We start from the raw sequence: 21,575 nt of genomic DNA, 5'->3' as shown, positions 1-21,575 counted from the left end.
AGACGGTGCGGCGATGACCCGACTCTGCTGTACGCGCTGCCTGCGCCCGCAAAGCCATTGCATCTGCGCGCTGGCAGTGCCTGTGGACAACGAGCTGGAGTTGTTGATCCTGCAACACCCCCTGGAAGCGCGCCAGGCCAAGGGCACAGCCCGGCTGCTGCATCTGTGCCTGGCGCACAGCCGGCTGCTGGTTGGCGAGGTCTTCGACCCGGCCGAGCTGGCGCCGCTGCTGGCCAGCGCGGTGCTGCTGTATCCGAATGACCCGGCGCGGCACGGGCCGCCGCTGCCGGCTGCGCCCAGTCGGCTGATCGTGCTGGACGGCACCTGGCGCAAGAGCCGCAAGATGCTGGCGCTGAATCCGCTGCTGCAGGCCTTGCCGAGGCTGAGCTGGGAACAGCCGCCGGCCTCGCGCTATGCGGTCCGCAAGGCCCAGCGCGCTCATCAACTCTCGACCCTGGAGGCGGCGGCCTTGGCCTTGGAGCAGTTGGAGGCGCGTGATCAGTTGCCGTTGTGGCTGGCCTTCCAGCGCCTGATGGACGGCTTAGGGCCGCCGCAGGGGTAAGACCGGCCCTTGATATGGGGGGGTGGGGATGCTTTGCGGCGGCTTGGTCTATCAGAATCGGGCAACGTCCATCCCTAGTTTGTTGGGTTTCATGAAACACTCGCGGCGCATCGCTGCCTTCGCCTCCGGGCTGGCCCTCTACAGCACGGCGGTGATGCTGGGCGGCTCGCTGGCCGGCCTGCGCCTGCCTCTGACCCTGACGGCGCTGTGGGGCCACTCGGAGAGCGTGCCGCAGCTCCTGGCCGAGGCGACCGTCTATGCCATGCCCATATTTGTGCTGGCGTTGAGCTGGAGCTATGTGACACTGCGGCCGTATCGGCGCGGCCGCTGGCCTGCCACTGCATGGTGCCTGGGCGGACTAGGCCTGGCCTGGCTGGCCTGGCTGATGTATGGCGTCGTGTGTGCGGCCGACACCACGTCCTTCGTAGCAATGCCGCTGAGCACGCTGCTCCTGTCGCCGCGGGTGCCGCCGCTATGGGGTCTGCTCAACGGACTGGCGGTGCTGGTCGGCATGTTGGTGGCGGCCGCGCTGGCACGGCGCCATGTCCTGCTGCAAGGCCTGACGCGCCACCGCTGAGCGGAGATCTGGCGCACCGGAATGCATCGCGGGCTCGCGGCACTGCTGCGGTGATTGCTGTGCGGCGCCGCGATTCTGGCCGGCGACCCGCCCGAGCCGGACCTGCCCTCCGGCAAATGGCTGCAAGTCATCTTGATGACCTTGTAGTGGGAGCTGCTCAGCGGCCTGGCGATGACGGCCGGTGTGCTGCTGGCGGCGCTACTCGGCGAACGCCGCCTGCTTGCGCCTCCGCAAGTTTGAGCCGCCTGGCGCGCTAACGCAGCACCCAGGCGCAGCCGGCGATGCGCTCGGCCACATGGTCGAGAAAGCAGGCGATGCGCGCTGCTAGCTGGGTGTTGCGGTAGTAGACGGCGTTGATCGGCTGCAGGACCTCGACCGTGTCCTTGATCAGCACCTGGACCAAATCGCCGCGCTCGCGATCGGCCTGGGTCATGAAGTCGGCCAGGCAGACGAGGCCATGGCCGGCCAGGGCCAGCTGGCGCAGGGTCTCGCCGCTGGAGGCCTGCAGGGTGGGCGTGATGCGCAGTGCATCGCCCTGCGGGTGGCGCAAGGGCCAGTCGTTCAGGCTCTCCGGCTGCGCAAAGCCCAACAGGCTCAGGCCGCCCAGGTCGGACACCTTTCGGGGCCGACCCACCGCCTTTAGATATGCCGGGCTGGCCAGCACGCGCAGCCGGCTGCTGCCCAGCGGCCGGGCGTGCAGCGTGGAGTCGCGCAGCGCGCCGATCCTAAAAGCCACATCGGTGCGCTGTTCGAGCAGGTCGATGTTCAGCTCGTCGCTGTTGAGCTCCAGCTCCAGCTCGGGAAAGCGCGCGCGCAGCTCGCCCAGCAGCGGCACCAGCACATGCAGCATGAAGGGCGAGGCGGCGTTGACACGCAGCCGCCCGGCCGGCTTCTGGCGGCGCTGGGCCAACTGGTCCTCGGCTTCCTCGACCGAGTCGAGGATCTTGCGTGCCCGGCTCAGCAAGACCTGGCCCTCCTCGGTCAACGCCAGCCGGCGTGTCGTGCGGCTCAGCAGGCTGGTTTCCAGCTTCTCCTCCAGCCGCGCCAGCGAGCGGCTGATGGCCGAGACGGTCTGACCCAGACGCTCGGCGGCGGCCGTGATCGAGCCGCCATCGACCACGGCGACCAGGGTCTGCAGCTCATCTAAGGTGGTCTTCATTCTTGAATTTTATTCAAGAATATATCGCCGAAAACGGGGTTTATCTGCAAAGGAGGCACAGCCACACTGCGGCCACTTTCTTCCCAACACCCCGGAGTTCCTCATCATGCCTCTTGCCCTCTGGGCGCTGACACTCAGCGCCTTTGCCATCGGGACGACCGAGTTCGTCATCGTCGGCCTGATCCCGACGCTGGCGGCCGACCTTGGCGTGAGCGTGCCTTCGGCAGGCCTGCTGGTCAGCCTCTACGCGATGGGCGTCGCCATCGGCGCGCCTGTGCTGACCGCGCTGACCGGTCGCGTGCCGCGCAAGGCTTTGCTGCTGGGTCTGATGGTCCTGTTTACCGCTGGCAATCTGCTGGCCTGGCGGGCGCCCGGCTACGAAAGCCTGATCGCCGCCCGCATCGTCACCGGTCTGGCGCACGGTGTGTTCTTCTCGATCGGCTCGACCATCGCGACCGGTCTGGTGCCCAAGGACAAGGCTGCCAGCGCGATCGCCACCATGTTCACCGGCCTGACCGTGGCCCTGGTAACCGGCGTGCCGCTGGGCACCTTCATCGGCCAGCACTTCGGTTGGCGCGCGACCTTTTTGGCGGTCGCCGCGCTGGGTCTGATCGCCTTTGTCGGCAGCCTGTTGTTCGTGCCCAAGAACATTGCGCACAGCAAGCCGGCCTCGCTGCTGCAACAGGCGGCCGTGCTGCGCGAGCCGCGCCTTCTGCTGGTCTATGCGATGACGGCGGTCGGCTACGGCGGCTCTTTTGTTGCCTTCACCTATCTGGCGCCCATCCTGCAGGAGGTGGCCGGCTTCGACGCCAGCGCCGTTGGCCTGGTGATGCTGGCTTACGGCCTGTCGGTCGCGGCGGGCAATCTCTGGGGCGGCAAGCTCGCGGACCAGCGTGGGCCCATCGGTGCCCTGAAGATCATCTTCGCGCTGCTCTCTGCCGTGCTGCTGCTGTTGACCTTCACCGCAGCATCCAAGCCGCTTGTGGTGCTGACCGTGCTGCTGTGGGGCGCGGTGGCCTTCGGCAATGTGGCCGGCTTGCAGGTCTATGTGGTGCAGCAGGCCGAGATCCATGCGCCGCGCGCCATCGACGTGGCTTCGGGCTTGAACATCGCTGCCTTCAACCTGGGCATTGCCGGCGGCGCGCTGCTAGGCGGCGAGATCGTCGCGCGCTGGGGCGTTCTGAACACGCCATGGATCGGGGCGCTGGTGGTGCTGGGCGCGCTGGGTCTGACGGCCTGGAGCGGCGTGCTGGACCAGCGCGCCGGCTTGCGCCCCTCACGCGGCGGGCCGGCTCCGGTCGGCCATTGATGCACTGATTGCAAGGTCAAACCATGAACGACACCACCACCGCCATCCCTACCTTCGGCCTCGGCACCTTCCGCCTGAAGAACCAGATCGTCATCGACTCGGTCAAGACGGCGCTGGAACTTGGCTTTCGGGCCATCGACACGGCCCAGATCTATGGCAACGAGGCCGAGGTGGGCCAGGCCATTGCCGAGAGCGACGTGCCGCGCGAGCAGCTGTTCCTGACAACCAAGGTCTGGACCGAGCAGCTGGCCGGTGACCGGCTGATCCCAGGCCTCAAGGAAAGCCTGGCCAAGCTGCGCACCGACTACCTCGACCTGACGCTGATCCATTGGCCCTCGCCGGGCAACGCGGTGCCGCTGTCCGAGACCTTGGCAGCGCTGATGCAAGCCAAGGCTCAAGGTCTGACCCGCCAGATCGGCGTCTCGAACTTCACGGTGGACCTGATGAAGCAGGCGATCGCCGCGGTCGGCGCCAAGCACATCGCGACCAACCAGATCGAGCTGCATCCCTACTTGCAGAACCGCAAGATCGTCGAGTTCGCGCGCAGCCAGGGCGTACCGATCACCTCCTATATGACCTTGGCCTATGGCTTGGTGTTGAAGGATGAGCTGATCATCCGTATCGCGGCGGAGCGCCGGGCGACGCCGGCCCAGGTCGTGCTCGCCTGGGCGCTGCAGCAGGGCTATGCGGTCATCCCCTCATCGACCAAGCGGGAGAATCTGGCCAGCAACCTGCTGGCGCCACAGTTGGTGCTGAGTCCGGCTGAGATGGCGCAGATCGCGAGCCTTGAGCGCGGCGGGCGCCTGGTCAATCCAGAGGGCCTGGCGCCGATCTGGGACTGAGGCTGGGCCGAGGACAAGCCCTAGGGCTTGCCCGTCGCCTGCCGAAGGCCCAAGCGCATGCCGGCGTGAGGGCTCAAAACGATTCCCACTCGTCGGTGGTGGGCGCCGGGCTGGCCTTGGGCGCAGGAGCCGGTGAAGGCGCAGAGCGGGCCGCCGGCTTCGGTTTGGTCGCTGTAGGCTTCTTCGCGGCCACCGGCGAAGGGCGCGAGGTGCTCCTGGTCACAGGCTTCGGCGCCCCAGTGGCGGCCGGGGCCTGGAACTTCTGGTCTACCTTGAATACCGACACCACCTCGGCCAGCCGTGCCGACTGCTCGCGCAGCGATTGCGCGGCGGCGGCCGACTCCTCCACCAGCGCAGCGTTCTGCTGCGTCATGTGATCGAGGTTGGTGACAGCCACATTGACCTGCGCGATGCCGTCGCGCTGCTCGGTGGCGGCCGAGGCGATCTCGCCGATCAGATCGGTCACGCGCTTGACGCTGGTCACGATGTCCTGCATCGCCGTGCCGGTCTGCTCGACCAGCTGGGCGCCCGATTCGACCCGCTCCACAGAGGCGCCGATCAGGGTCTTGATCTCCTTGGCGGCCTCGGCCGAGCGCTGGGCCAGCGAGCGCACCTCGGAGGCCACGACCGCGAACCCCCGGCCTTGCTCGCCGGCGCGCGCCGCTTCGACGGCGGCGTTCAGCGCCAGGATATTGGTCTGGAAGGCGATGCCGTCGATGGTGCCGATGATGTCACCGATCTTGCGCGAGCTCTCGGTGATCTGGGCCATATTGCTGACCACTTGCTCGACCACTTGGCCGCCGCGCACCGCAGCCTCAGCAGCCGAACCGGCCAGCTGGTTGGCCTGGCGGGCGGTGTCGGCCGAGTGGCCGACGGTGGCGGTCAGTTGCTCCATCGAGCTGGCGGTTTGCTGCAGGCTGGAGGCGGTCTGCTCGGTGCGGGCGCTGAGGTCATGGTTGCCCGTTGCGATCTCGCTGGAGGCGGTGGACACTGATTCGATGCCCTGGCGCACCTCGCCGACCACGCTGCGCAGCTGGGCCACCATGCGCTCCATCGAACCGAGCAGCAGACCGAACTCGTCGCGCCGGCTCACATGCACCGAGGTGGTCAGGTCGCCGCCGGCGATTTGGTCGGCGGCCTTCATGGCCTGGGCCAGCGGCTGCTGGATCGAGCGCACCAGCCAGAACGCACCGGCGATCAGGCCGATCACGACCAACGCGATCAGCACCCCGGCGATGCGCACTGTGCTCTTGCGCTGCTCGGCCAGCTCCGCCAGGATCTCGGCCTTGGCGCGGACCTGCTCCTCGGCGAAGTCGTTGAGTGACTTCAGATATACATCGACCGCCGGATTGAAGCGCGCGCTCAGCTCCTGGGCGGCTGCGGCCGGGTCGGTGGCCTTGACGCTGCGGATCTTGGCCAGTGATTCCAGCACGATCTTGCGCTCGGCCGCGACCTTGTCCATCAGGGCTTTGTCCTTGTCGCTCAGATCCATGGCCTCGATGGCTTTCTGGACCTTGCTGATTTCGCCGATAGTGGCGGGAATCACCTCCTTGAAGAGGGCATCGACGGCCGGGTCTGTACTGGCTGCCGAGGCTTGCACCCGCACGACATTGGTGGTGGTCAGCCCTGCCCAGCGCTTAGCGGCGTCGACCTTGGCGTCCATTGCAGCGGCCACGGTGGTTGTCTGTTCCTGCACCTTACTGCTGCGTACCGCAGCGAAAGTGATCACCGCAATCAGCGCGACGATGACCGCGATCACCGAAGCCCAAAGGCGAAAAGCCACGCTGTGGCGACCCAGCGAACTCGCTGGCGATGGGGTCATGTCTTGCATGAAGGCTTCTCCGAAACGGGGTGGCGTGCTGACAAGCGCTCCAGCCTAGTGCATCTTCGCCAGAGGCAGCCGTAAAAAAGGCCGGCTTTTGAGCGCTATCAATGTTCAACCGCTGCTTGCCAGCGTGCAGCGCTGCACGCTGTCGGTGGGGCAGGGGCCGACCCAGCGCAGCCGGGTGGTGCCGGCCGGCGGCAATGGTGCGCGCAGAGTCTGCAGTTGGGCACGCGTCGGAGTGAGGCCGGCCAGCGCGATCCAGGCGCCAGCGCCGTTCTGGTATTCCAGTGCGTAGGAGCTGCCCGGGCGCAGCGCGCGGGTGCTGATCAGGTACTGGCCACCGTCTATCGTGAACGACGGCTGGTCTGCAAAAGGCCGGGCCAGCGGTTCGCCGATGAACAGGCCCTGGCCTGGCCATTGCACCGACTTCCAGTAGGCCTCGATCAGGCTGGCGCCACGGTAGTAGTGGTCGATCAGCACCGAGGCGTGCGAGAACTTCTGCGTGAAATTGCAAGGTTCCTCGACCGTGCCGTAGCTGGCCGTCGCGCCGGCGTCGAGCCAGGCGGTGATGGGCATCTGACCCATGCCGTCGGGCAGATGGCCGCCGAAGGAGGTCAGATGGTCGGCCACCGCGCCGGGGCGGAAGCTGATGCCGGCAAGACCCGGCACCCGGCTCAGACCGGTGAAGTAGAACAGCACATTGCTGCGACCGCCGAGGCTGTCGCTGGCAGTGCCGCTCGCATTGTCGAGGTGCTCCAGCCGCAGGCGGCCGGCCCAGGCGGCGGGCAGTGCCAGATAGTCGGGGTAGCGCACGCTGCGCGCAGCGTCGCTGGTGCGCAGCAGATAGCCGTCGCCGCCGGGCTGGGTGGCGTCGGCGGCGAGGCCGCGAGCGATCAGGGCCCGGGCCGACTCCAGTGTGCGGGCGCCCAGCATCATCGACGGCCGGATGCGGTGATCGGCCCAGGGCCGGCGCGACTCCGAGTCGTACAGCGGCGAAGCGGCGGTGGCGCTGCAGCGGTTCGAGCAGTAGCGCTCATCGAAACCCAAAGCCAGCGCGCTGGTGATGCTCATCGAACAGCTGGGGCCGGCCACCCGCGAGGGGGCGGTCCAGGTCATCAGGCTCGCTTGCGCGGTGCCTGGCAGCTTGGCATCGATCTCGGTCTTGAGCAGCGCGAAGTCGGCCGCCGAGATGACGTCGGACGGGCCAGGTAGGCGCACCCGAATCAGCTGGGTCGCCGCTAGGCCGCGTGCCGCCTGGTAGTGGCTGGCGATGGCCTCGGACAAGGGGTCGCCCTCGGCGACCAACACCGCCAGCTCGGCCGCGCCCAGCGCGGTGCTGGGCAGGCTCAGCGTCGGTACAGGAGGTGCGGCCACAGGAGGTGCGGCATCGCCGCCAGACCCGCCGCCGCCACAGCCGGCCAGCAGCAGGGTCAGGGCCATGATGGGTGAAAAGCGCATGCGGCGATCTTTCCATGCGCCGCAGTTGGCCAAGCCTGGAAAAACCCATTCCTGCGACCACACATGTCGGCATCCACACCACGGCGATCGCCGCAAGTTTGCGCGACCACCGCAGAGTTCGTCAGGATGTGTGCGTGTCAGAAAAATGACATTTTTATGATTGAAGGCACTTTTATAAACAGTGAGCGCTCGCTTACGCACCAAAACGGAGCTTTGTCACAAGTGAAAACCCCAAGTGCGTGCATGGCTTTGAATCCCTACATTCCATCTCACTCGATGCAGTCAATGTGCGAACAGCGGCTGCTAGGCGGGGCTGAGGAGACAAACAAAGCAAGCAATTCAAAGCAATTCGAACGATTTCAGTGACACTGTCACCATTCGCGGGCACCTTAATGGTGCCCGTTTTATTGTTGCCGTCCGGAATCACGTCGCATGCTTGAGCTTGTCACCGTCGCCCTGGCCTCCCTGCTGGCCGGTTTTGTCGATGCCGTGGTGGGCGGCGGTGGGCTGGTGCTGGTGCCGGCGCTGTTCAGCGTGTTTCCGAGCGCCGCGCCGGCCACGCTGTTCGGCACTAACAAGGGCGGCGCGATCTGGGGCACCGCCTGGGCCACGGCGCAATTCGCGCGCCGCGTCACCCTGCCCTGGCATGCCTTGCTGCCGGCCGCCGGTGCCGCGCTGCTAGGCAGCTTCGCCGGTGCCTGGTCCGTCACGCTGGTCGACCCCAGCGGCTTGCGCAAGGCGCTGCCGCTGATTTTGCTGGCGGTGCTGATCTATACGCTGGCAAAAAAGGACCTGGGCCGCGAACACGCACCCCGCCACAGTGGCGTTACCGAGGCCTGGCTGGCCAGTACCATCGGGCTGGTGATCGGTTTTTACGACGGCTTTTTCGGCCCCGGCACCGGCAGCTTCTTCGTCTTCCTGTTCGTGCGTTTCTTGGGCTTTGACTTCCTGCACGCCTCGGCCAGTGCCAAGCTGCTGAACACGGCTACCAATGCCTCAGCCCTGCTGCTGTTCGCGCTGAAGGGCCATGTCTGGTGGCATATCGCGGCGGTGATGGCCGTCACCAATGTGCTGGGCAGCCTCTTGGGAACGCGCATGGCCTTGAAACATGGCGCTGGCTTTGTGCGCGGGATGTTTGTCTTCGTGGTCACAGCGCTGATTCTGAAAACAGGCTGGGATGCGTTTCTGCGCTGAGCCAAGCGGCGCTACTATTCAGTCCTTGGCCCCAAGTGATAAACAAAAAACCATGCCTGTCGATCCGCAACTTCGTACCCTGGACATCGAGATCCCCACCCAGCCCGAGGTGTTGGTCAAGCTGTCGCTGCTGATGGCGGCTGAGGATGTGGACCTGCCGGCGATCTCGGGACTGGTTGAGACCGATATGGCGCTGGCCGCCGCCGTACTGAAGGCTGTCAATTCATCACTGTATGGCCTGCAGGGCCGGGTGCAGACCGTGCACCAGGCGCTGACCTATTTGGGTATGCGCGAGGTCGCGGCCATCACCTTCGAGATGGGGCTGCGTGCCGCGTTTCCGCCGGCCGTCGAGCTGGAGCCGGTCTGGAGCCGTGCCTCGCAGCGTGGCCTGCTGATGGGCCGCATGGGCCAGATGTTGGGTGTGGACCCCTGGGCATCGCATTCGGCCGGCCTGTTTGAGGAATGTGGCAAGGCGGTGCTGTACCGCCATGCCTCGGCGCACTACCCGGCCATGTTGCGCGCCGCGAAGACCGATGCCGAGCTGGTGCAGCTGGAGCACACGGCGTTTGGCGTGAGCCATGACGCATTGGGCGCTGCTTTGTGCGAAAGCTGGGGACTGGCGCCAGCGGCGGTCACCAGCGTGCGCCACCATGTGCAGATCCAGGACAGCCTGCTGATCCCCGAGGCGGCCCAGCGCCGCAGCATCTGCGCGATCTCGGCGATCGCCTGGGTGCTGATGAACAAGCCGGCCGACCTGGAAGACGTCGCCCACGCGATCGCGCCCCAGGCCCAGCTCGACGAGACCCTGGTGCTGCGCGCCGCGCGCCGCGTCAGTGAACAGCTCAACGAAGCGCAGTCGCGCGGCCGCTGATCACGCGGCCAAGCTGAGTCGGTCGCGGCCGGCGTGCTTGGCGATGTAGAGAGCCTCATCGGCTGCCTGCAGCAGGGCCTGCGGGCTCAGATAAGGGTGGGTGGCGCTGTAGGCAGCCAGGCCGATGCTGACGGTCAGGATTTTGTCGACCGCCGGGCTGGATGGATGGGCCAGTGCAAGTGAGCGCCAGTCCTCGCGCAACTGCTCCATCAGGCCCTGGGCCATCTCGATATCGAAACCGGGCAGCAGCGCGACGAACTCCTCGCCGCCCAGGCGAGCGACCACATCGGTGTCGCGCTTGAAGCGCTCACCCAGCAGCCTGGCAAAGGCCTGCAGCGCCGCATCGCCGGCGGTTCGGCCCTGTTGCTCGTTGTAGGCCCGGAAGCTGTCCAGATCCATCACCGCCAGGGCCAGCCGGCTGTGCTGGCGCTGGGCGCGCTTGAACTCGCGGCGCAAGGCGTCGTCGAACTCGCGGCGGTTGGCCAAGCCGGTCAACGTATCGGAGCGGCTCAGCGCCGCCAACTCGCGCCGGGCGGCGTCCAGCGCCTGTTGCGTCTGAGCCAGCACCCGGCCGTGCTGCTCGACCTCGCTGCGCAGGCGCGCGGCTTCCGACTGTTCCTGCTGTAGCTGGGCCCCCAGGCTCAGATGCACCCGCTCGAAGGCCTTGTTGATCTGGTGCAGCTCGCGCGTGCCGCCCTGCGTGTCGGGCCATGACAGCGAGCTCGGCGGCAGGCTTGGATCAAAGCTGTGGGCGCGTTCGGCCAGGCGGCGCAGCGGCCGCAGCAGCAGTCGCTCCAGCATCAGCACGCTGGCCAGGCCCAGAGCCAGCACCAGCACAAGGTCCTGCAGCGCCATACCCAGCACATGCTCTTTGGCCAGTCTGGCCTCGTGGCCAGCACGCAGCCAGGCCGCCAGGGCTACGCCCAGCAGGCCGACCAGGGCCAGCACCGCCAGCGTGCGGGTCTTTACCGACCTGCTGCTGGCGGTGGGGAGTTGCTTGGCGGCGCTGAAGGGGAGTTTCACGATGCCGGACTGCAAGGCAATGAGGGTGAGTCAAATTGTGCATGGGGGCGAGCCCAGTGCGGTGGCCGTAGCGCCCAGGGTATATCCCAGGCTTGCGCCGGCTCAATCGGTATAAATTAGCATTTGCTTATATATTGATATTTGGCATTGACATGCAGACAAGCCACGCCACGCCGCCTCCGGCCGAAGCCGACCGGGTGTACGAGATCGCCGCCGAGCTCTTTGGGCTGATGGCCACGCCCTTGAGGCTGAAGATCATCAGCGCGCTGTGCCGGGGCGAAAAAAGCGTGTCTGACCTGCTGCTCGAGATCGAGACCACGCAGCCGAATATGTCGCAGCACCTCGGTCACCTCTACCGCGCCGGCATCCTGGCGCGACGTCGCGATGGGGTGCAGATGTTCTACCGGGTCAGCAACGAGCGCGCCGTCGCGCTGTGCCGCGCGGTCTGCACGCAGATCGCGATCGAGATAGATGACCCGCACGCGGTCGAGCCCGCCGAGCGGCTGCTGATGACTCGTGCCTGAAGGAGACAAGATCATGAACGAGAAGACCGGCCGGCTGCGGCGGGCGCCCGAGGGCTTCCTCAGCCGACAAGACCTGGCCCTGATGCAGCAGCAGGCACCAGCCGAGCGGCGCGGGTTCCTGCGCGGCGCCTTTGCGGCGGCCAGTGCGGCGCTGGCCAGCGGCACGCTGCGCGCCCAGGCCAACCCGGTGCCAGCCCAGGGTGGCGACCCAAACATCCTGAACCTGCCGCCGCATGCGCTGAGTCTGGGCCAGCCGGTGGCGCTGGAGGGCTATGGCAAGCCGTCGAAGTACGAGACCAATCTGCAGCGTCGCCAAAGTCCGGGCCTGACGCAGACCCGCCAGGCCTCGGTGTCCTTTGCGCCGCTGCAGGGCATGTTTGGCATTGTCACGCCCAGCGGCCTGCATTTTGAACGCCATCACCAGGGCTGGTGGGACATCGACCCCAGCACGCACCGGCTGATGATCAATGGCTCGGACGAAAAGATGCTCAAGCGGGCGATGGTGTTCACGATGGACGAGCTGATGCGCCTGCCCAGCGTCTCGCGCTTTCATTTCATCGAGTGCGGCGCCAACACCGGCATGGAGTGGGGCAATGTGGCCGTGCCCACCGTGCAGTACAGCCACGGCATGCTCAGCTGCAGCGAGTTCACCGGCGTGCGCCTGATCGATGTGCTGGAGATGTGCGGCGTCGACCTGAAGCGCGCCCGTTTCGTGCTGGCCGAGGGTGCCGATGGCTCGGCGATGACGCGAACCATCCCGATGGAGCTGGTCCGCAGCGGCCAGGTGCTGCTGGCCTATGGTCAGAACGGCGAGATGCTGCGACCCGAGAACGGCTATCCGCTGCGCTTGGTGGTGCCGGGCGTGCAGGGCGTCAGCTGGGTCAAGTACCTGCGCCGCATCGAGGTGGGCGACCAACCCTGGGCCAGCAAGGACGAGAACATTCACTACATCGACCTGATGCCCGACGGCCTGCACCGCCAGTACACCTCTATCCAGGAGGTCAAGAGCGTCATCACGACGCCCAGCGGGGGGCAGGTCTTGCTGGACAAGGGCTTCTACAACATCAGCGGCTTGGCCTGGTCGGGCCGCGGCAAGATTGCCAAGGTCGATGTTTCGGTTGACGGCGGCCGCAACTGGCGAGCGGCCCGGCTGGAGACTCCGGTGCTGGACCGCTGCCTGACCCGCTTCAATCTCGACTGGGTCTGGGACGGCCAGGCGACCCTCGTGATGAGCCGGGCCACCGACGAGACTGGTCATGTGCAGCCCAACTATGCCCAGCTGCGTGCGGTGCGTGGCCGGCGCTCGATCTATCACAACAATGCGATCCAGACCTGGCTGGTGCAGGAGAGCGGGGAGGTCAAGAATGTCCAGCTCTCTTAAAACCATGCCGTTTGCGCTGGCGCTGGTGGCAGGGCTTGCCTCGGCCCAGGCGCCGAAGTTTGAGGGCATAGGCCGCACCGCCACCCAGCCTGAGATCAGGGCCTGGGACATCGATGTGCGGCCCGACTTCAAGGGTCTGCCGCCCGGGCGAGGCACGGTGGCCCACGGCCAGGAGCTTTGGGAGGCCAAATGCGCCGGCTGCCACGGCGTCTTCGGCGAATCCAATGAGGTATTCAGCCCGCTGATCGGCGGCACGACCGCAGACGATATCAAGACCGGCCGCGTCGCTAGCCTGCGCGACAACAGCTTTCCGGGCCGTACAACGATGATGAAGGTCTCCCAGCTCTCAAGCCTGTGGGACTACATCAACCGCGCCATGCCCTGGACCGCGCCGAAGTCCCTCAAGCCCGACGAGGTTTATGCGGTGACGGCCTATATGCTGTCGCTGGCTGATGTGCTGCCCGCAGACGGCGAACTATCGGACAAGAACATCGCCGAGGTGCAGCAGCGCCTGCCCAACCGCAATGGCAAATCGACCCGCCATGCCTTGTGGCCCGGCGCCGAGTTTGCGGCCGGGGCCAAGCCCGATGTGCAGGGCTCGGCCTGTGTGAAGAACTGTGCGCCCGAGGCCAAGATCGCGTCCTATCTGCCCGATTTCGCCCGCGATGCCCATGGCAACCTCGCCCAGCAGCAGCGCCTGGTCGGGCCGCAGCGCGGCATCGACACCCAGCCCAAGGCGCCGCCGATGCGGGCCGCCGCCGCCAAGCCGGTTAGCGCCTTGCTGCAGCAGCATGCCTGCATGGCCTGCCATCAGATCGACACCAAGGTGGTCGGTCCCTCGTTCCGCGAGGTGGTGACCAAGTACAAAGACCGCGGCGATGCGCGCGAGTACTACGCGTCCAAGCTCAAGAGCGGCAGCGCCGGCGTCTGGGGTGCGGTGCCGATGCCGCCGCAGTCCCTGCCAGAGGCCGATCTGGCCGCCATCGCCGCCTGGCTGGCGGCCGGTGCCAAGCCGTAGCTCGCACAACCCTGCTCAGCAAGCCACCCGCGTACACCCGACAATACCGCTCACCCCCCGATAAGGAGACTCCATGCAAACCCGCCGAGACATGATGAAACACAGCGCCCTGGTGGCCGGCCTGCTGGCCGCCGCCCTGCCGCTGAGTGCGCAAGCGCAGGCCGCCTTCAACCGCGCCGCCTTCGATGCCAAATCCATGGATGAGATGCTCAAAGCCCTGGGCTTGGGCAAGCCGACCGAGAGCAAGGAGGTCACGCTGACCGGCCCCGATATCGCCGAGAACGGCGCCGTCGTACCGCTGGGTGTGGCTAGCACGGCCGCCGGCGTCAAGCGTCTGCTGCTGCTGGTCGAGAAGAACCCCAACATCCTGGCCGCCTCCTTCGACGTCAGCGATGCGGTCGAGGCGAGCATGAGCACGCGCGTCAAGATGGGCCAGACCTCTAATGTGTTCGCCGTGGCGATCACCGGCGACAACAAGGTACTGTTCGCCCAGAAGGAAGTGAAAGTAACACTTGGCGGCTGCGGCGGCTGATCAGAATAGGAGACCAAGATGGCAGATCCGATGCGAATTCGCGCCCAGGCGCAAGGTGGCAACGCCGTGGTGCGTGTGCTGATGAGTCATGAGATGGAGACCGGCCAGCGCAAGGACGCCGCTGGAAAGACCATCCCGGCCTGGCACATCACCGAGGTGACGGCCGCACTCAACGGCAAGACCGTGCTGACCGCGCAATGGGGTCCGGCGGTATCGAAGAACCCCTTTTTGCAGTTCACCGTCAAGGGCGCCAAGGCCGGTGACAAGATCACCGTGAACTGGGTGGATAACAAGGGCGAAAAGCGCAGCGACGAAGCGACGGTGGCCTGATAGGCTGCGGCGGTTGCGAACAACAATAGGAGACAAGCATGATGACGATGCGCAAGTCGGCATGGGCCCTAGGCTGCGTGCTCGCGGCCGCCTGTGCCCAGGCCCAGACCTCGTCGGCCGACGCAATCGCGCAGTACCGCGCGATGCTGGCCGACGGCAACCCGGCGGAGTTGTTCGAGGCCAAGGGCGAGGAGCTCTGGAAGCAAAAGCGCGGCCCCAAGAATGCCTCGATGGAGCGCTGTGATCTGGGCAAGGGCCCGGGCGTTGTCAAGGGCGCTTTTGTCGAGCTGCCGCGCTATTTCGCCGACACCGGCCGGGTGCAGGATCTGGAGTCGCGGCTGCTGAGCTGTATGGAGTCGCTGCAGGGTCTGGACGCAAAGAAGATCGCTGCCACCGGCTTCGGCCGTGACGAGCAGAAGAACCTCGAAGGCCTGGTGGCGTGGATATCCGCCGAGTCGCGCGGCCTGAAGTTCAACCTGCCGGTAGCCCATGCGCAGGAACAGAAGATGTACGAGATCGGCAAGCGCCTGTTCTTCTTCCGCGGCGGCCCCTACGACTTTGCCTGCGCCTCCTGTCATAGCGAGACCGGCAAGCGAATCCGCCTGCAAGATCTGCCCGACCTGACCAAGAACCCCGGCGATGGCATTGGGTTCGCGGCCTGGCCGGCCTACCGCGTCTCCAGCGGCGAGCTGTGGGGCATGCAGCGGCGCCTGAACGACTGCTTCCGCCAGCAGCGTTTCCCCTTCCCCGGCTACGGCTCGGATGTGACGGTGGCGCTGGCCACCTATATGGGTGTCAACAGCAAGGGTGCGGTCTCGATCGCCCCGTCGATCAAGCGTTGAAGGAACCGCTCATCATGAACAATGCAATCCTTTGGGGCGGCCTGGCCGCTGCAGGACTGGTGCTGGTCGGCTGCGCGAGCCTGCCCAGTGCCGCAGAGCTGGACGCCGAGGCGCTGGCGATGGTGAAGAGCTCCTTTCGTGAGCAGGGCATCGCCAAGCTCGACCGCATCGAGCAAGATCTGGCACAAAAGGCCTGTTCCAGCGACAGGCAGCCCGACGAGGCAACGACCAAGCGCATCGAGGCCGAGGCGCTGGCCTCGATCAAGTGGCCGGCCAACGGCCAGTATCTGGGCGACTGGCGCGAGGGCGAGAAGCTGGCGCAGAACGGCCGAGGCATGACCTGGACCGACGCGGCGGGCAGCCCCAGCGGTGGTAATTGCTACAACTGCCACCAGATCAGCAAGGCCGAGATCAGCTTCGGCACGATAGGCCCCAGCCTCTACCAGTACGGCAAGCTGCGTGGTGTCAGCAACCCGGCGGCCCCGGAGACGGCCGCCATCGTGCAATACACCTGGGGCAAGCTGTGGAACGCCAAGGCATATAGCGCCTGCTCGGGCATGCCGCGTTTCGGTCATGCCGGCGTGCTCAACGAGGGCCAGATGCGCGACATCATGGCTCTGCTGCTGGACCCCAAGTCTCCCGTCAACTCGCAGTAATTCGAGTCCGGCCCACCACCGGCCCCGCGGGGCCAGCGGAGCTCTGCCCATCATGAATCTCAGCAAACGCGATCTGCTCAATGTCCTGGGTGCTGCCTCGGTGGCCGGCTTCGGCTTTGCGCGCCAGGCCCAGGCGGCCACGCCCTACGACGCGCCGGCGCCTTTCAAGGGTCCCGGTGCGGTCTCGCTGCTGCACATGACTGACTGTCATGCCCAGCTGCTACCTACTTACTTCCGCGAGCCCAGCGTCAATCTTGGTTTCGGGGCCCTGAAGGGGCGGTTGCCTCATCTGGTCGGTGAACATCTGCTCAAGGCTGCCGGCCTGCGGCCCGGCACGCGCGAAGCCCATGCCTTCACCTATCTGGACTTCGAGCGCGCCGCGCGCCGCTACGGCAAGGTTGGTGGCTTCGCCCATTTGGCCACCCTGGTCAAGCGCCTGCGCGCCAGCCGGCCCGGAGCCCTGCTGCTGGACGGGGGCGACACCTGGCAGGGCTCGGCCACGGCCCTGTGGACCAACGCGCAGGACATGGTCGATGCCTGCAAGCTGCTGGGTGTGGATGTAATGACTGGCCACTGGGAGTTCACCTATGGCCAGCAACGGGTGCAGGAGATCGTAGAGAAAGACTTCAAGGGCAAGATCGACTTCGTCGCGCAAAACGTCAAGACGCAGGACTTCGGCGACGATGTGTTTGCGCCCTACACGCTGAAGGAAATCAATGGCGTGCCGGTGGCCATCATCGGCCAGGCTTTCCCGTACACACCGATCGCCAACCCGCGCTACATGGTGGCGGACTGGAGCTTTGGCATCCGCGACGAGGAGTTGCAGAAGGTCGTTGACGCGGTGCGCGCCAAGGGCGCCCAGGTCGTCGTGCTCTTGAGCCACAACGGCATGGATGTGGACCTGAAACTGGCCTCTCGTGTCTCGGGCCTGGACGCCATCCTCGGCGGCCACACCCATGACGGCGTGCCGGTGCCGGTGGCGGTGAAGAACCGCGGCGGCCAGACCCTGGTGACCAATGCCGGTAGCAACGGCAAGTTCCTCGGCGTGCTGGACATCCGCGTGAAGGATGGCCGCGCCGCTGAGCTCAAGTACCAACTGCTGCCGGTGTTCGCAAATCTATTGCCGGCTGATGCCGAGATGGCGGCGCTGATCAAGAAGATGCGCGAACCCTTCGAGGCCCGTTTGGCCGAACCGCTGGCGATCACCGACGGTTTGCTATACCGGCGCGGCAATTTCAACGGCAGTTGGGACCAACTGCTTTGTGATGCGCTGATGGATGTTCAAGGGGCCGAGATCGCGTTCTCGCCGGGCTTTCGCTGGGGCACCAGCCTGCTGCCGGGTCAGACCATCACGCGCGAGTTCCTGATGGACCAGACCGCGATTACCTATCCGCACACGACCCTCACCGAGATGAGCGGCTCGATGATCAAGACGGTGCTCGAAGACGTGGCCGACAACCTCTTCAACCCGGACCCGTACTACCAGCAGGGCGGTGACATGGTGCGGGTCGGGGGGCTGGCTTACAGTTGTAAGCCTGAGGCCGGCATGGGTTCGCGCATCAGCGAGATGCGGCTGGGCGGCAAGGCGATAGAAGCCGACAAGAGCTACAAGGTGGCCGGATGGGCGCCGGTCGGCGAAGAGGCGGCCAAGGCCGGCTCCAAGCCGGTCTGGGATCTGGTCGAACAGTGGTTCAAGAGCCAGGCCAAGGGCAGTGGCCCTGCACATATCGCGGCGCGCCGGCTCAACAGCCCGACCCTGGTCGGGGCGGCCGGCAATCCCGGCATGGCCTGAGCGGGCGCCTGGCACGAAGGCGGCAAAATGCCGCATGGTCAAACCGAAGAATCTCAGCCCTTCGCTTGTATTCACCACGTTGGGCGGCCGGCCTGCGTTGAGCAAGGAGCAGATGCTGGCCCAGGCGCGGGAACTTAAGCGCAGCCTGACGCAGACGCGCCCGGCGCTGGCCGAGCCGCAGGCCTTGTCGCCGGAGCAGCGACTGCGTCTGGCCGAGAACGAGCTGCAGGCGCTGGAGCTGGGGCGGGTGGAGGAGTTGCTCGCCGGCGCGCCGACGCCGCCCGTGTTCGAGGCCGCCCGGCTGGCGCTGCGCGGCGAGTGGCCGGCCGCCGCCGAGGCCTATGAGCAGGCGCTGAAGTCCCTGCGCCAGACCACCGGGCTGCGTCGTGGCCTGCTCGATCCCGACCAGGGCCGGCTTTATGTGCTGAGCCTTATGGCCCAGGATCAGCCGCAGGCCTGGGAGACCGCGCGCAAGTTTTGCGTCGCCGAATCGGGCACGCGCAAGCCCAGTGCCCATGAGTGGTGGGGACTGTGGGCTCATGTGATCGGCTCGCGTCTGGGTGATGATAGCCTGGACGAGGGCGCGCTGGCCTATCTGCCGGGGCTGGAGGCGCGCGAGCATGCGCTAGGGCTGGCGGCCAACCGCCTGCTGCTGGCCGCCTGGCTGGGCCGGCCGGCGCCGGGCTGGACGGCTGCCGCCGCCCAAGGGCTGCTGCAGCGTCTGCAGGCCCAGCGCCAGCAGTGGCTGGCGGCCCTGGTAGCCGGCGCACTACGGCGCCTGGAGCTGGGCGAGCCCCAGCTTGATCTAGCAGGCCTGCCGCAGCCGGCAAGCTTTCTGAGCGCGCCGCGCGAACCCTGGCGCGATGCGCTCGCGGCCATCGTCGCGCTGGACCAGAGCGCGGCGATCAAGCCGACGGCCGCCCCGACCGAGCTGGCCTGGCAGCTGACGCTGGACAGCCTAGGCCGAGTTCGGAGCGTGCAGGCGCTGGAGCGCAGCCAGGGCGCGCGCGGCCAGCTCAAGCTCAAGCCCGTGGGCTGGGCAAAGCTGAAGAGGTCGGGCGGCCACGATGCCCGCGACAACGCGGTGCTGCGCCATCTGGAGCGGCCGGCTTACGGCAGCACGCACACCTATCAGATCGATGTCACGCAGGCTGCGATCGCGCTAGTCGGCCATCCAGCCGTAATGTTCGCCGACGCACCGGGCCAGTGGGTCGAGCTGGCCGAGGCCCAACCTGAGCTGGAGGTCTTGCGCCGCCCCGCCCCCGACGGAGGCGAGCACTTCGAGTTTCGCATCCACCCGCCACTGAGTGCTTCGGAGCCGCCCCAGCTGATCGACTGGCAGGGCACAACATACGAGACCGAGATCGAGAAGCGCAACAGCTTGCGCGTGCTGCGCGACGGCCCGCAGCGTGCGCGGCTGATACGCATAGGCGCGCCGCAGCGCCGCGTCGCCGAGCTGGTGGCTCAGGGCTGGAGGGTGCCGGCCAGCGCCGGTGCCGAGCTGGGAGCGGCCTTGCAGGTGCTCAGCGGGCATTTCCAGCTGCACAGCGACGCAGCGGCCGGGCAACTGGTCGAGGGCGATAGCCGGCTGCGGGCTCAGCTGATGCCGCTGGGCGAGGGTCTGCAGCTGCAGCTGGTGGCCCAGCCTTTCGGCGCCTTCGGCCCGGCCGTGACGCCGGGCCTGGGTCGCTCACGACTGATGTGCATGCATGAGGGCGTCAGCCTGGCTACCGAGCGGGATCTGGCGGCGGAGAGCGCGCATCGCGCCGCGGTGCTGGAGGCCCTGCCTTTTCTGGACGCCGAGCTGGGCCCCGAATCGCCCTGGCTGCTCGACGATGCCGAGCTGGCGTTGCGCGCAGTCGAGCTGCTACCGGGCCTGGCCGGTGTTGCCGCGCTGGACTGGCCCAAGGGCAAACCGCTGCGCGTCAAACCGCTGGACAGTGCTGGCCTGAGCGTGCATGTCAGCAGCGGGCGCGACTGGCTGGCCCTGGTTGGCGAGGCGCGGGTTGATGAGCAGCGCGTGCTGAGCCTGCAGCAGCTGATGGCGCTGACGCGGGTCTCGCGCAGCCGCTTCGTCAGCCTTGGCGAGGGGCAATACCTGGCCCTCAGCGAGCAGCTGCGCCAGCAGCTGCGCGATCTCGATGCGCTGGCGCTTGCGAAGAAGGACCAGCTGCAACTGCCCCGAGCCGGCGCTAGCTGGCTGGACGAGACGCTGGAGGGCATGGCCGTCGAGGGCGACCAGCCTTGGCGCGAGCGCATGGATGCGCTGGCCGAGGCTGCCACGCTGCAGCCGGCCACACCGCCGGGCCTGCGTGCCGAGCTGCGCGGCTATCAGCTGGAGGGTTATGCCTGGATGACGCGACTGGCCCATGCCGGCCTGGGTGCCTGCCTGGCCGACGACATGGGCCTGGGCAAGACGGTGCAAACTCTGGCCCTGCTGATCGCCCGCGCTGAACAAGGCCCGGCCTTGGTGCTGGCGCCGACTTCGGTCTGCGCCAACTGGCTGGCCGAGGCGGCAGTATTCGGGCCGGGCCTGCGCTGCATGCTGTATGGTGAGGACGGCGAGCGCGCCGCTCTGATTGAGCAGGCCGGGCCTGGCGATGTCGTCATCGCTTCCTATGCGCTGGCCCAGATCGATGCCGAGCGCTTTGCCGAAAAGACCTGGACCACGCTGGTGATGGACGAGGCCCAGGCGCTGAAGAATGCTGCCACCAAGCGGGCGAAATCGGTGGCCGAGTTCAAGGCCGGTTTCCGGCTGGCGCTATCGGGCACGCCGGTCGAGAACCGGCTGTCCGATCTGTGGTCCATCATGAATCTGATCAACCCAGGATTGTTGGGGTCGGCGCCGCAGTTTCAGGAGCGCTTTGCCGTGGCTATTGAGCGCCAGCAGGATGCCGCAGTGCGCGCCCGGCTGCGCCGCCTGGTCTCGCCCTTTCTGCTGCGCCGGACCAAGGCCCAGGTGCTGCATGACCTGCCCCCGCGCACCGAGATCGTCCATCTGGTGCAGCCCGGCAGCGAGGAACGTAGCTTTCTGGAGGCGCTGCGCCGGCAGGCCCAGGAACAGGTCGAGCGCAGCGAGAGCAAGCCCATGCAGGTGCTAGCCGAGCTGATGCGGTTGCGCCGTGCCGCCTGCGACCCGCGCCTGGTGGCGCCAGAGACCGGCCTGGTCGGCGCCAAGATGGCCGAGTTCGAGCACATCGTGCAGGAGCTGGTGGCTGGCGGCCACAAGGCCCTGGTGTTCAGCCAGTTCACCGACTTTCTGAAGCTGCTGGCCGAGCGGCTGGACGGCATGGGCCTGGCCTACCAGTATCTGGACGGCAGCACGCCCGCCGCAGAGCGGGCCAAACGCGTCACGGCTTTCCAGAAGGGCGAGGGCGAGCTCTTCCTGATCAGCCTGAAGGCCGGCGGCTTCGGTCTGAACTTGACGATGGCCGACTATGTCTTGATTGTCGATCCCTGGTGGAACCCAGCCGCCGAGGATCAGGCCATGGGCCGCGCCCACCGCATGGGCCAGCAGCGCCCGGTTACGGTCTACCGCCTGGTGACTGCCGGCTCGGTGGAGGAGCGCATCATCGAGCTGCACCGTGACAAGCGCGGACTGGCCGACGGCATTCTCGAAGGCCAGGACGAGGCGACGGTGCTGGACGCGAAGGCGCTGGCGGCGCTGCTTCGGAGCTGAG

19 protein-coding genes are annotated in these 21,575 nt (G+C 66.8%); 15 read left to right on the top strand and 4 right to left on the bottom strand.

The features are described 5' to 3' along the window. Positions 1 to 13 precede the first annotated feature (13 nt). Both OOZ63_RS10075 and OOZ63_RS10070 read left to right on the top strand, forming a co-directional pair. Positions 14 to 562, top strand: a complete 549-nt coding sequence (locus tag OOZ63_RS10075) for a tRNA-uridine aminocarboxypropyltransferase (protein WP_266005321.1) — start codon at positions 14 to 16, stop codon at positions 560 to 562. A 91-nt stretch (positions 563 to 653) separates the two neighbouring features. Then, positions 654 to 1,139 (top strand): hypothetical protein, encoded by a 486-nt coding sequence (locus tag OOZ63_RS10070; RefSeq protein ID WP_266005320.1) that lies wholly within the window; start codon positions 654 to 656, stop codon positions 1,137 to 1,139. A 253-nt stretch (positions 1,140 to 1,392) separates the two neighbouring features. Here OOZ63_RS10070 and OOZ63_RS10065 read toward each other — a convergent pair whose 3' ends face one another. Beyond that, positions 1,393 to 2,298: a LysR substrate-binding domain-containing protein gene (locus OOZ63_RS10065; protein ID WP_266005319.1), complete on the bottom strand. Its 906-nt coding sequence runs from the start codon at positions 2,296 to 2,298 to the stop codon at positions 1,393 to 1,395. 106 nt (positions 2,299 to 2,404) lie between these two features. Here OOZ63_RS10065 and OOZ63_RS10060 point away from each other — a divergent pair, with 106 nt between their 5' ends. Continuing rightward, the gene (locus OOZ63_RS10060) at positions 2,405 to 3,607 is read left to right on the top strand and encodes an MFS transporter (protein ID WP_266005318.1); all 1,203 of its coding nucleotides are present in this window, start codon (positions 2,405 to 2,407) and stop codon (positions 3,605 to 3,607) included. Between the two features lie 23 nt (positions 3,608 to 3,630). Next, positions 3,631 to 4,449: a 2,5-didehydrogluconate reductase DkgB gene (dkgB, locus tag OOZ63_RS10055; RefSeq protein ID WP_266005317.1), complete on the top strand. Its 819-nt coding sequence runs from the start codon at positions 3,631 to 3,633 to the stop codon at positions 4,447 to 4,449. A gap of 73 nt (positions 4,450 to 4,522) precedes the next feature. On the opposite strand, the gene OOZ63_RS10050 is transcribed toward dkgB, so the two are convergent. Together OOZ63_RS10050 and OOZ63_RS10045 are read right to left on the bottom strand one after the other, a co-directional pair. After that, positions 4,523 to 6,280: a methyl-accepting chemotaxis protein gene (locus OOZ63_RS10050; protein WP_266005316.1), complete on the bottom strand. Its 1,758-nt coding sequence runs from the start codon at positions 6,278 to 6,280 to the stop codon at positions 4,523 to 4,525. Between the two features lie 105 nt (positions 6,281 to 6,385). Continuing rightward, positions 6,386 to 7,732 carry a TIGR03790 family protein gene (locus tag OOZ63_RS10045; RefSeq protein WP_266005315.1) on the bottom strand — a complete coding sequence of 449 codons (1,347 nt, stop codon included), beginning with the start codon at positions 7,730 to 7,732 and terminating at the stop codon, positions 6,386 to 6,388. Positions 7,733 to 8,164: 432 nt separating this feature from the next. Here OOZ63_RS10045 and OOZ63_RS10040 point away from each other — a divergent pair, with 432 nt between their 5' ends. Further along, positions 8,165 to 8,926 (top strand): TSUP family transporter, encoded by a 762-nt coding sequence (locus OOZ63_RS10040; RefSeq protein WP_266005314.1) that lies wholly within the window; start codon positions 8,165 to 8,167, stop codon positions 8,924 to 8,926. A 52-nt stretch (positions 8,927 to 8,978) separates the two neighbouring features. Beyond that, positions 8,979 to 9,797 (top strand): HDOD domain-containing protein, encoded by an 819-nt coding sequence (locus OOZ63_RS10035; RefSeq protein WP_266005313.1) that lies wholly within the window; start codon positions 8,979 to 8,981, stop codon positions 9,795 to 9,797. Here the strand turns inward: OOZ63_RS10035 and OOZ63_RS10030 are convergent, their stop codons facing one another. Beyond that, positions 9,798 to 10,820, bottom strand: a complete 1,023-nt coding sequence (locus OOZ63_RS10030) for a GGDEF domain-containing protein (RefSeq protein WP_266005311.1) — start codon at positions 10,818 to 10,820, stop codon at positions 9,798 to 9,800. It abuts the gene before it with no gap. A 152-nt stretch (positions 10,821 to 10,972) separates the two neighbouring features. Here OOZ63_RS10030 and OOZ63_RS10025 point away from each other — a divergent pair, with 152 nt between their 5' ends. The 9 genes from OOZ63_RS10025 to OOZ63_RS09985 all read left to right on the top strand — a co-directional run bounded on the left by OOZ63_RS10025 (position 10,973) and on the right by OOZ63_RS09985 (position 21,574). After that, positions 10,973 to 11,344, top strand: coding sequence for an ArsR/SmtB family transcription factor (locus tag OOZ63_RS10025; RefSeq protein ID WP_266005309.1), 372 nt, complete (start codon positions 10,973 to 10,975; stop codon positions 11,342 to 11,344). Positions 11,345 to 11,357: 13 nt separating this feature from the next. Beyond that, positions 11,358 to 12,725 (top strand): sulfite dehydrogenase, encoded by a 1,368-nt coding sequence (soxC, locus tag OOZ63_RS10020; protein ID WP_266005308.1) that lies wholly within the window; start codon positions 11,358 to 11,360, stop codon positions 12,723 to 12,725. Continuing rightward, positions 12,709 to 13,743, top strand: a complete 1,035-nt coding sequence (locus OOZ63_RS10015) for a c-type cytochrome (protein WP_266005306.1) — start codon at positions 12,709 to 12,711, stop codon at positions 13,741 to 13,743. Before soxC ends, OOZ63_RS10015 begins: the two co-directional genes overlap by 17 nt. A 73-nt stretch (positions 13,744 to 13,816) precedes the next feature. Next, positions 13,817 to 14,275 carry a thiosulfate oxidation carrier protein SoxY gene (gene soxY / locus OOZ63_RS10010; RefSeq protein ID WP_266005305.1) on the top strand — a complete coding sequence of 153 codons (459 nt, stop codon included), beginning with the start codon at positions 13,817 to 13,819 and terminating at the stop codon, positions 14,273 to 14,275. Positions 14,276 to 14,293: 18 nt separating this feature from the next. Then, positions 14,294 to 14,605, top strand: coding sequence for a thiosulfate oxidation carrier complex protein SoxZ (gene soxZ / locus OOZ63_RS10005; protein ID WP_266005304.1), 312 nt, complete (start codon positions 14,294 to 14,296; stop codon positions 14,603 to 14,605). A gap of 38 nt (positions 14,606 to 14,643) precedes the next feature. Then, entirely contained in the window at positions 14,644 to 15,447 is an 804-nt protein-coding gene (gene soxA / locus OOZ63_RS10000) for a sulfur oxidation c-type cytochrome SoxA (RefSeq protein ID WP_416234716.1), read from the top strand. Between the two features lie 14 nt (positions 15,448 to 15,461). Continuing rightward, positions 15,462 to 16,103 (top strand): sulfur oxidation c-type cytochrome SoxX, encoded by a 642-nt coding sequence (gene soxX, locus OOZ63_RS09995; RefSeq protein ID WP_266005303.1) that lies wholly within the window; start codon positions 15,462 to 15,464, stop codon positions 16,101 to 16,103. A gap of 52 nt (positions 16,104 to 16,155) precedes the next feature. Then, complete coding sequence (soxB, locus tag OOZ63_RS09990; protein ID WP_266005302.1) at positions 16,156 to 17,895, top strand: thiosulfohydrolase SoxB; 1,740 nt, start codon at positions 16,156 to 16,158, stop codon at positions 17,893 to 17,895. A 34-nt stretch (positions 17,896 to 17,929) separates the two neighbouring features. Then, a complete protein-coding gene (locus OOZ63_RS09985; RefSeq protein WP_266005301.1) occupies positions 17,930 to 21,574 on the top strand; it encodes a DEAD/DEAH box helicase in 3,645 nt (1,214 codons plus the stop codon). The last annotated feature ends 1 nt before the right edge of the window (position 21,575 follow it).

Origin of the sequence: Paucibacter sp. PLA-PC-4 (assembly GCF_026241155.1) — a bacterium.
Lineage (GTDB): Bacteria > Pseudomonadota > Gammaproteobacteria > Burkholderiales > Burkholderiaceae_C > Roseateles_E.
Note: the sequence above shows the minus strand (reverse complement) of the source record. Positions and strands in the feature narration are given on the sequence as shown.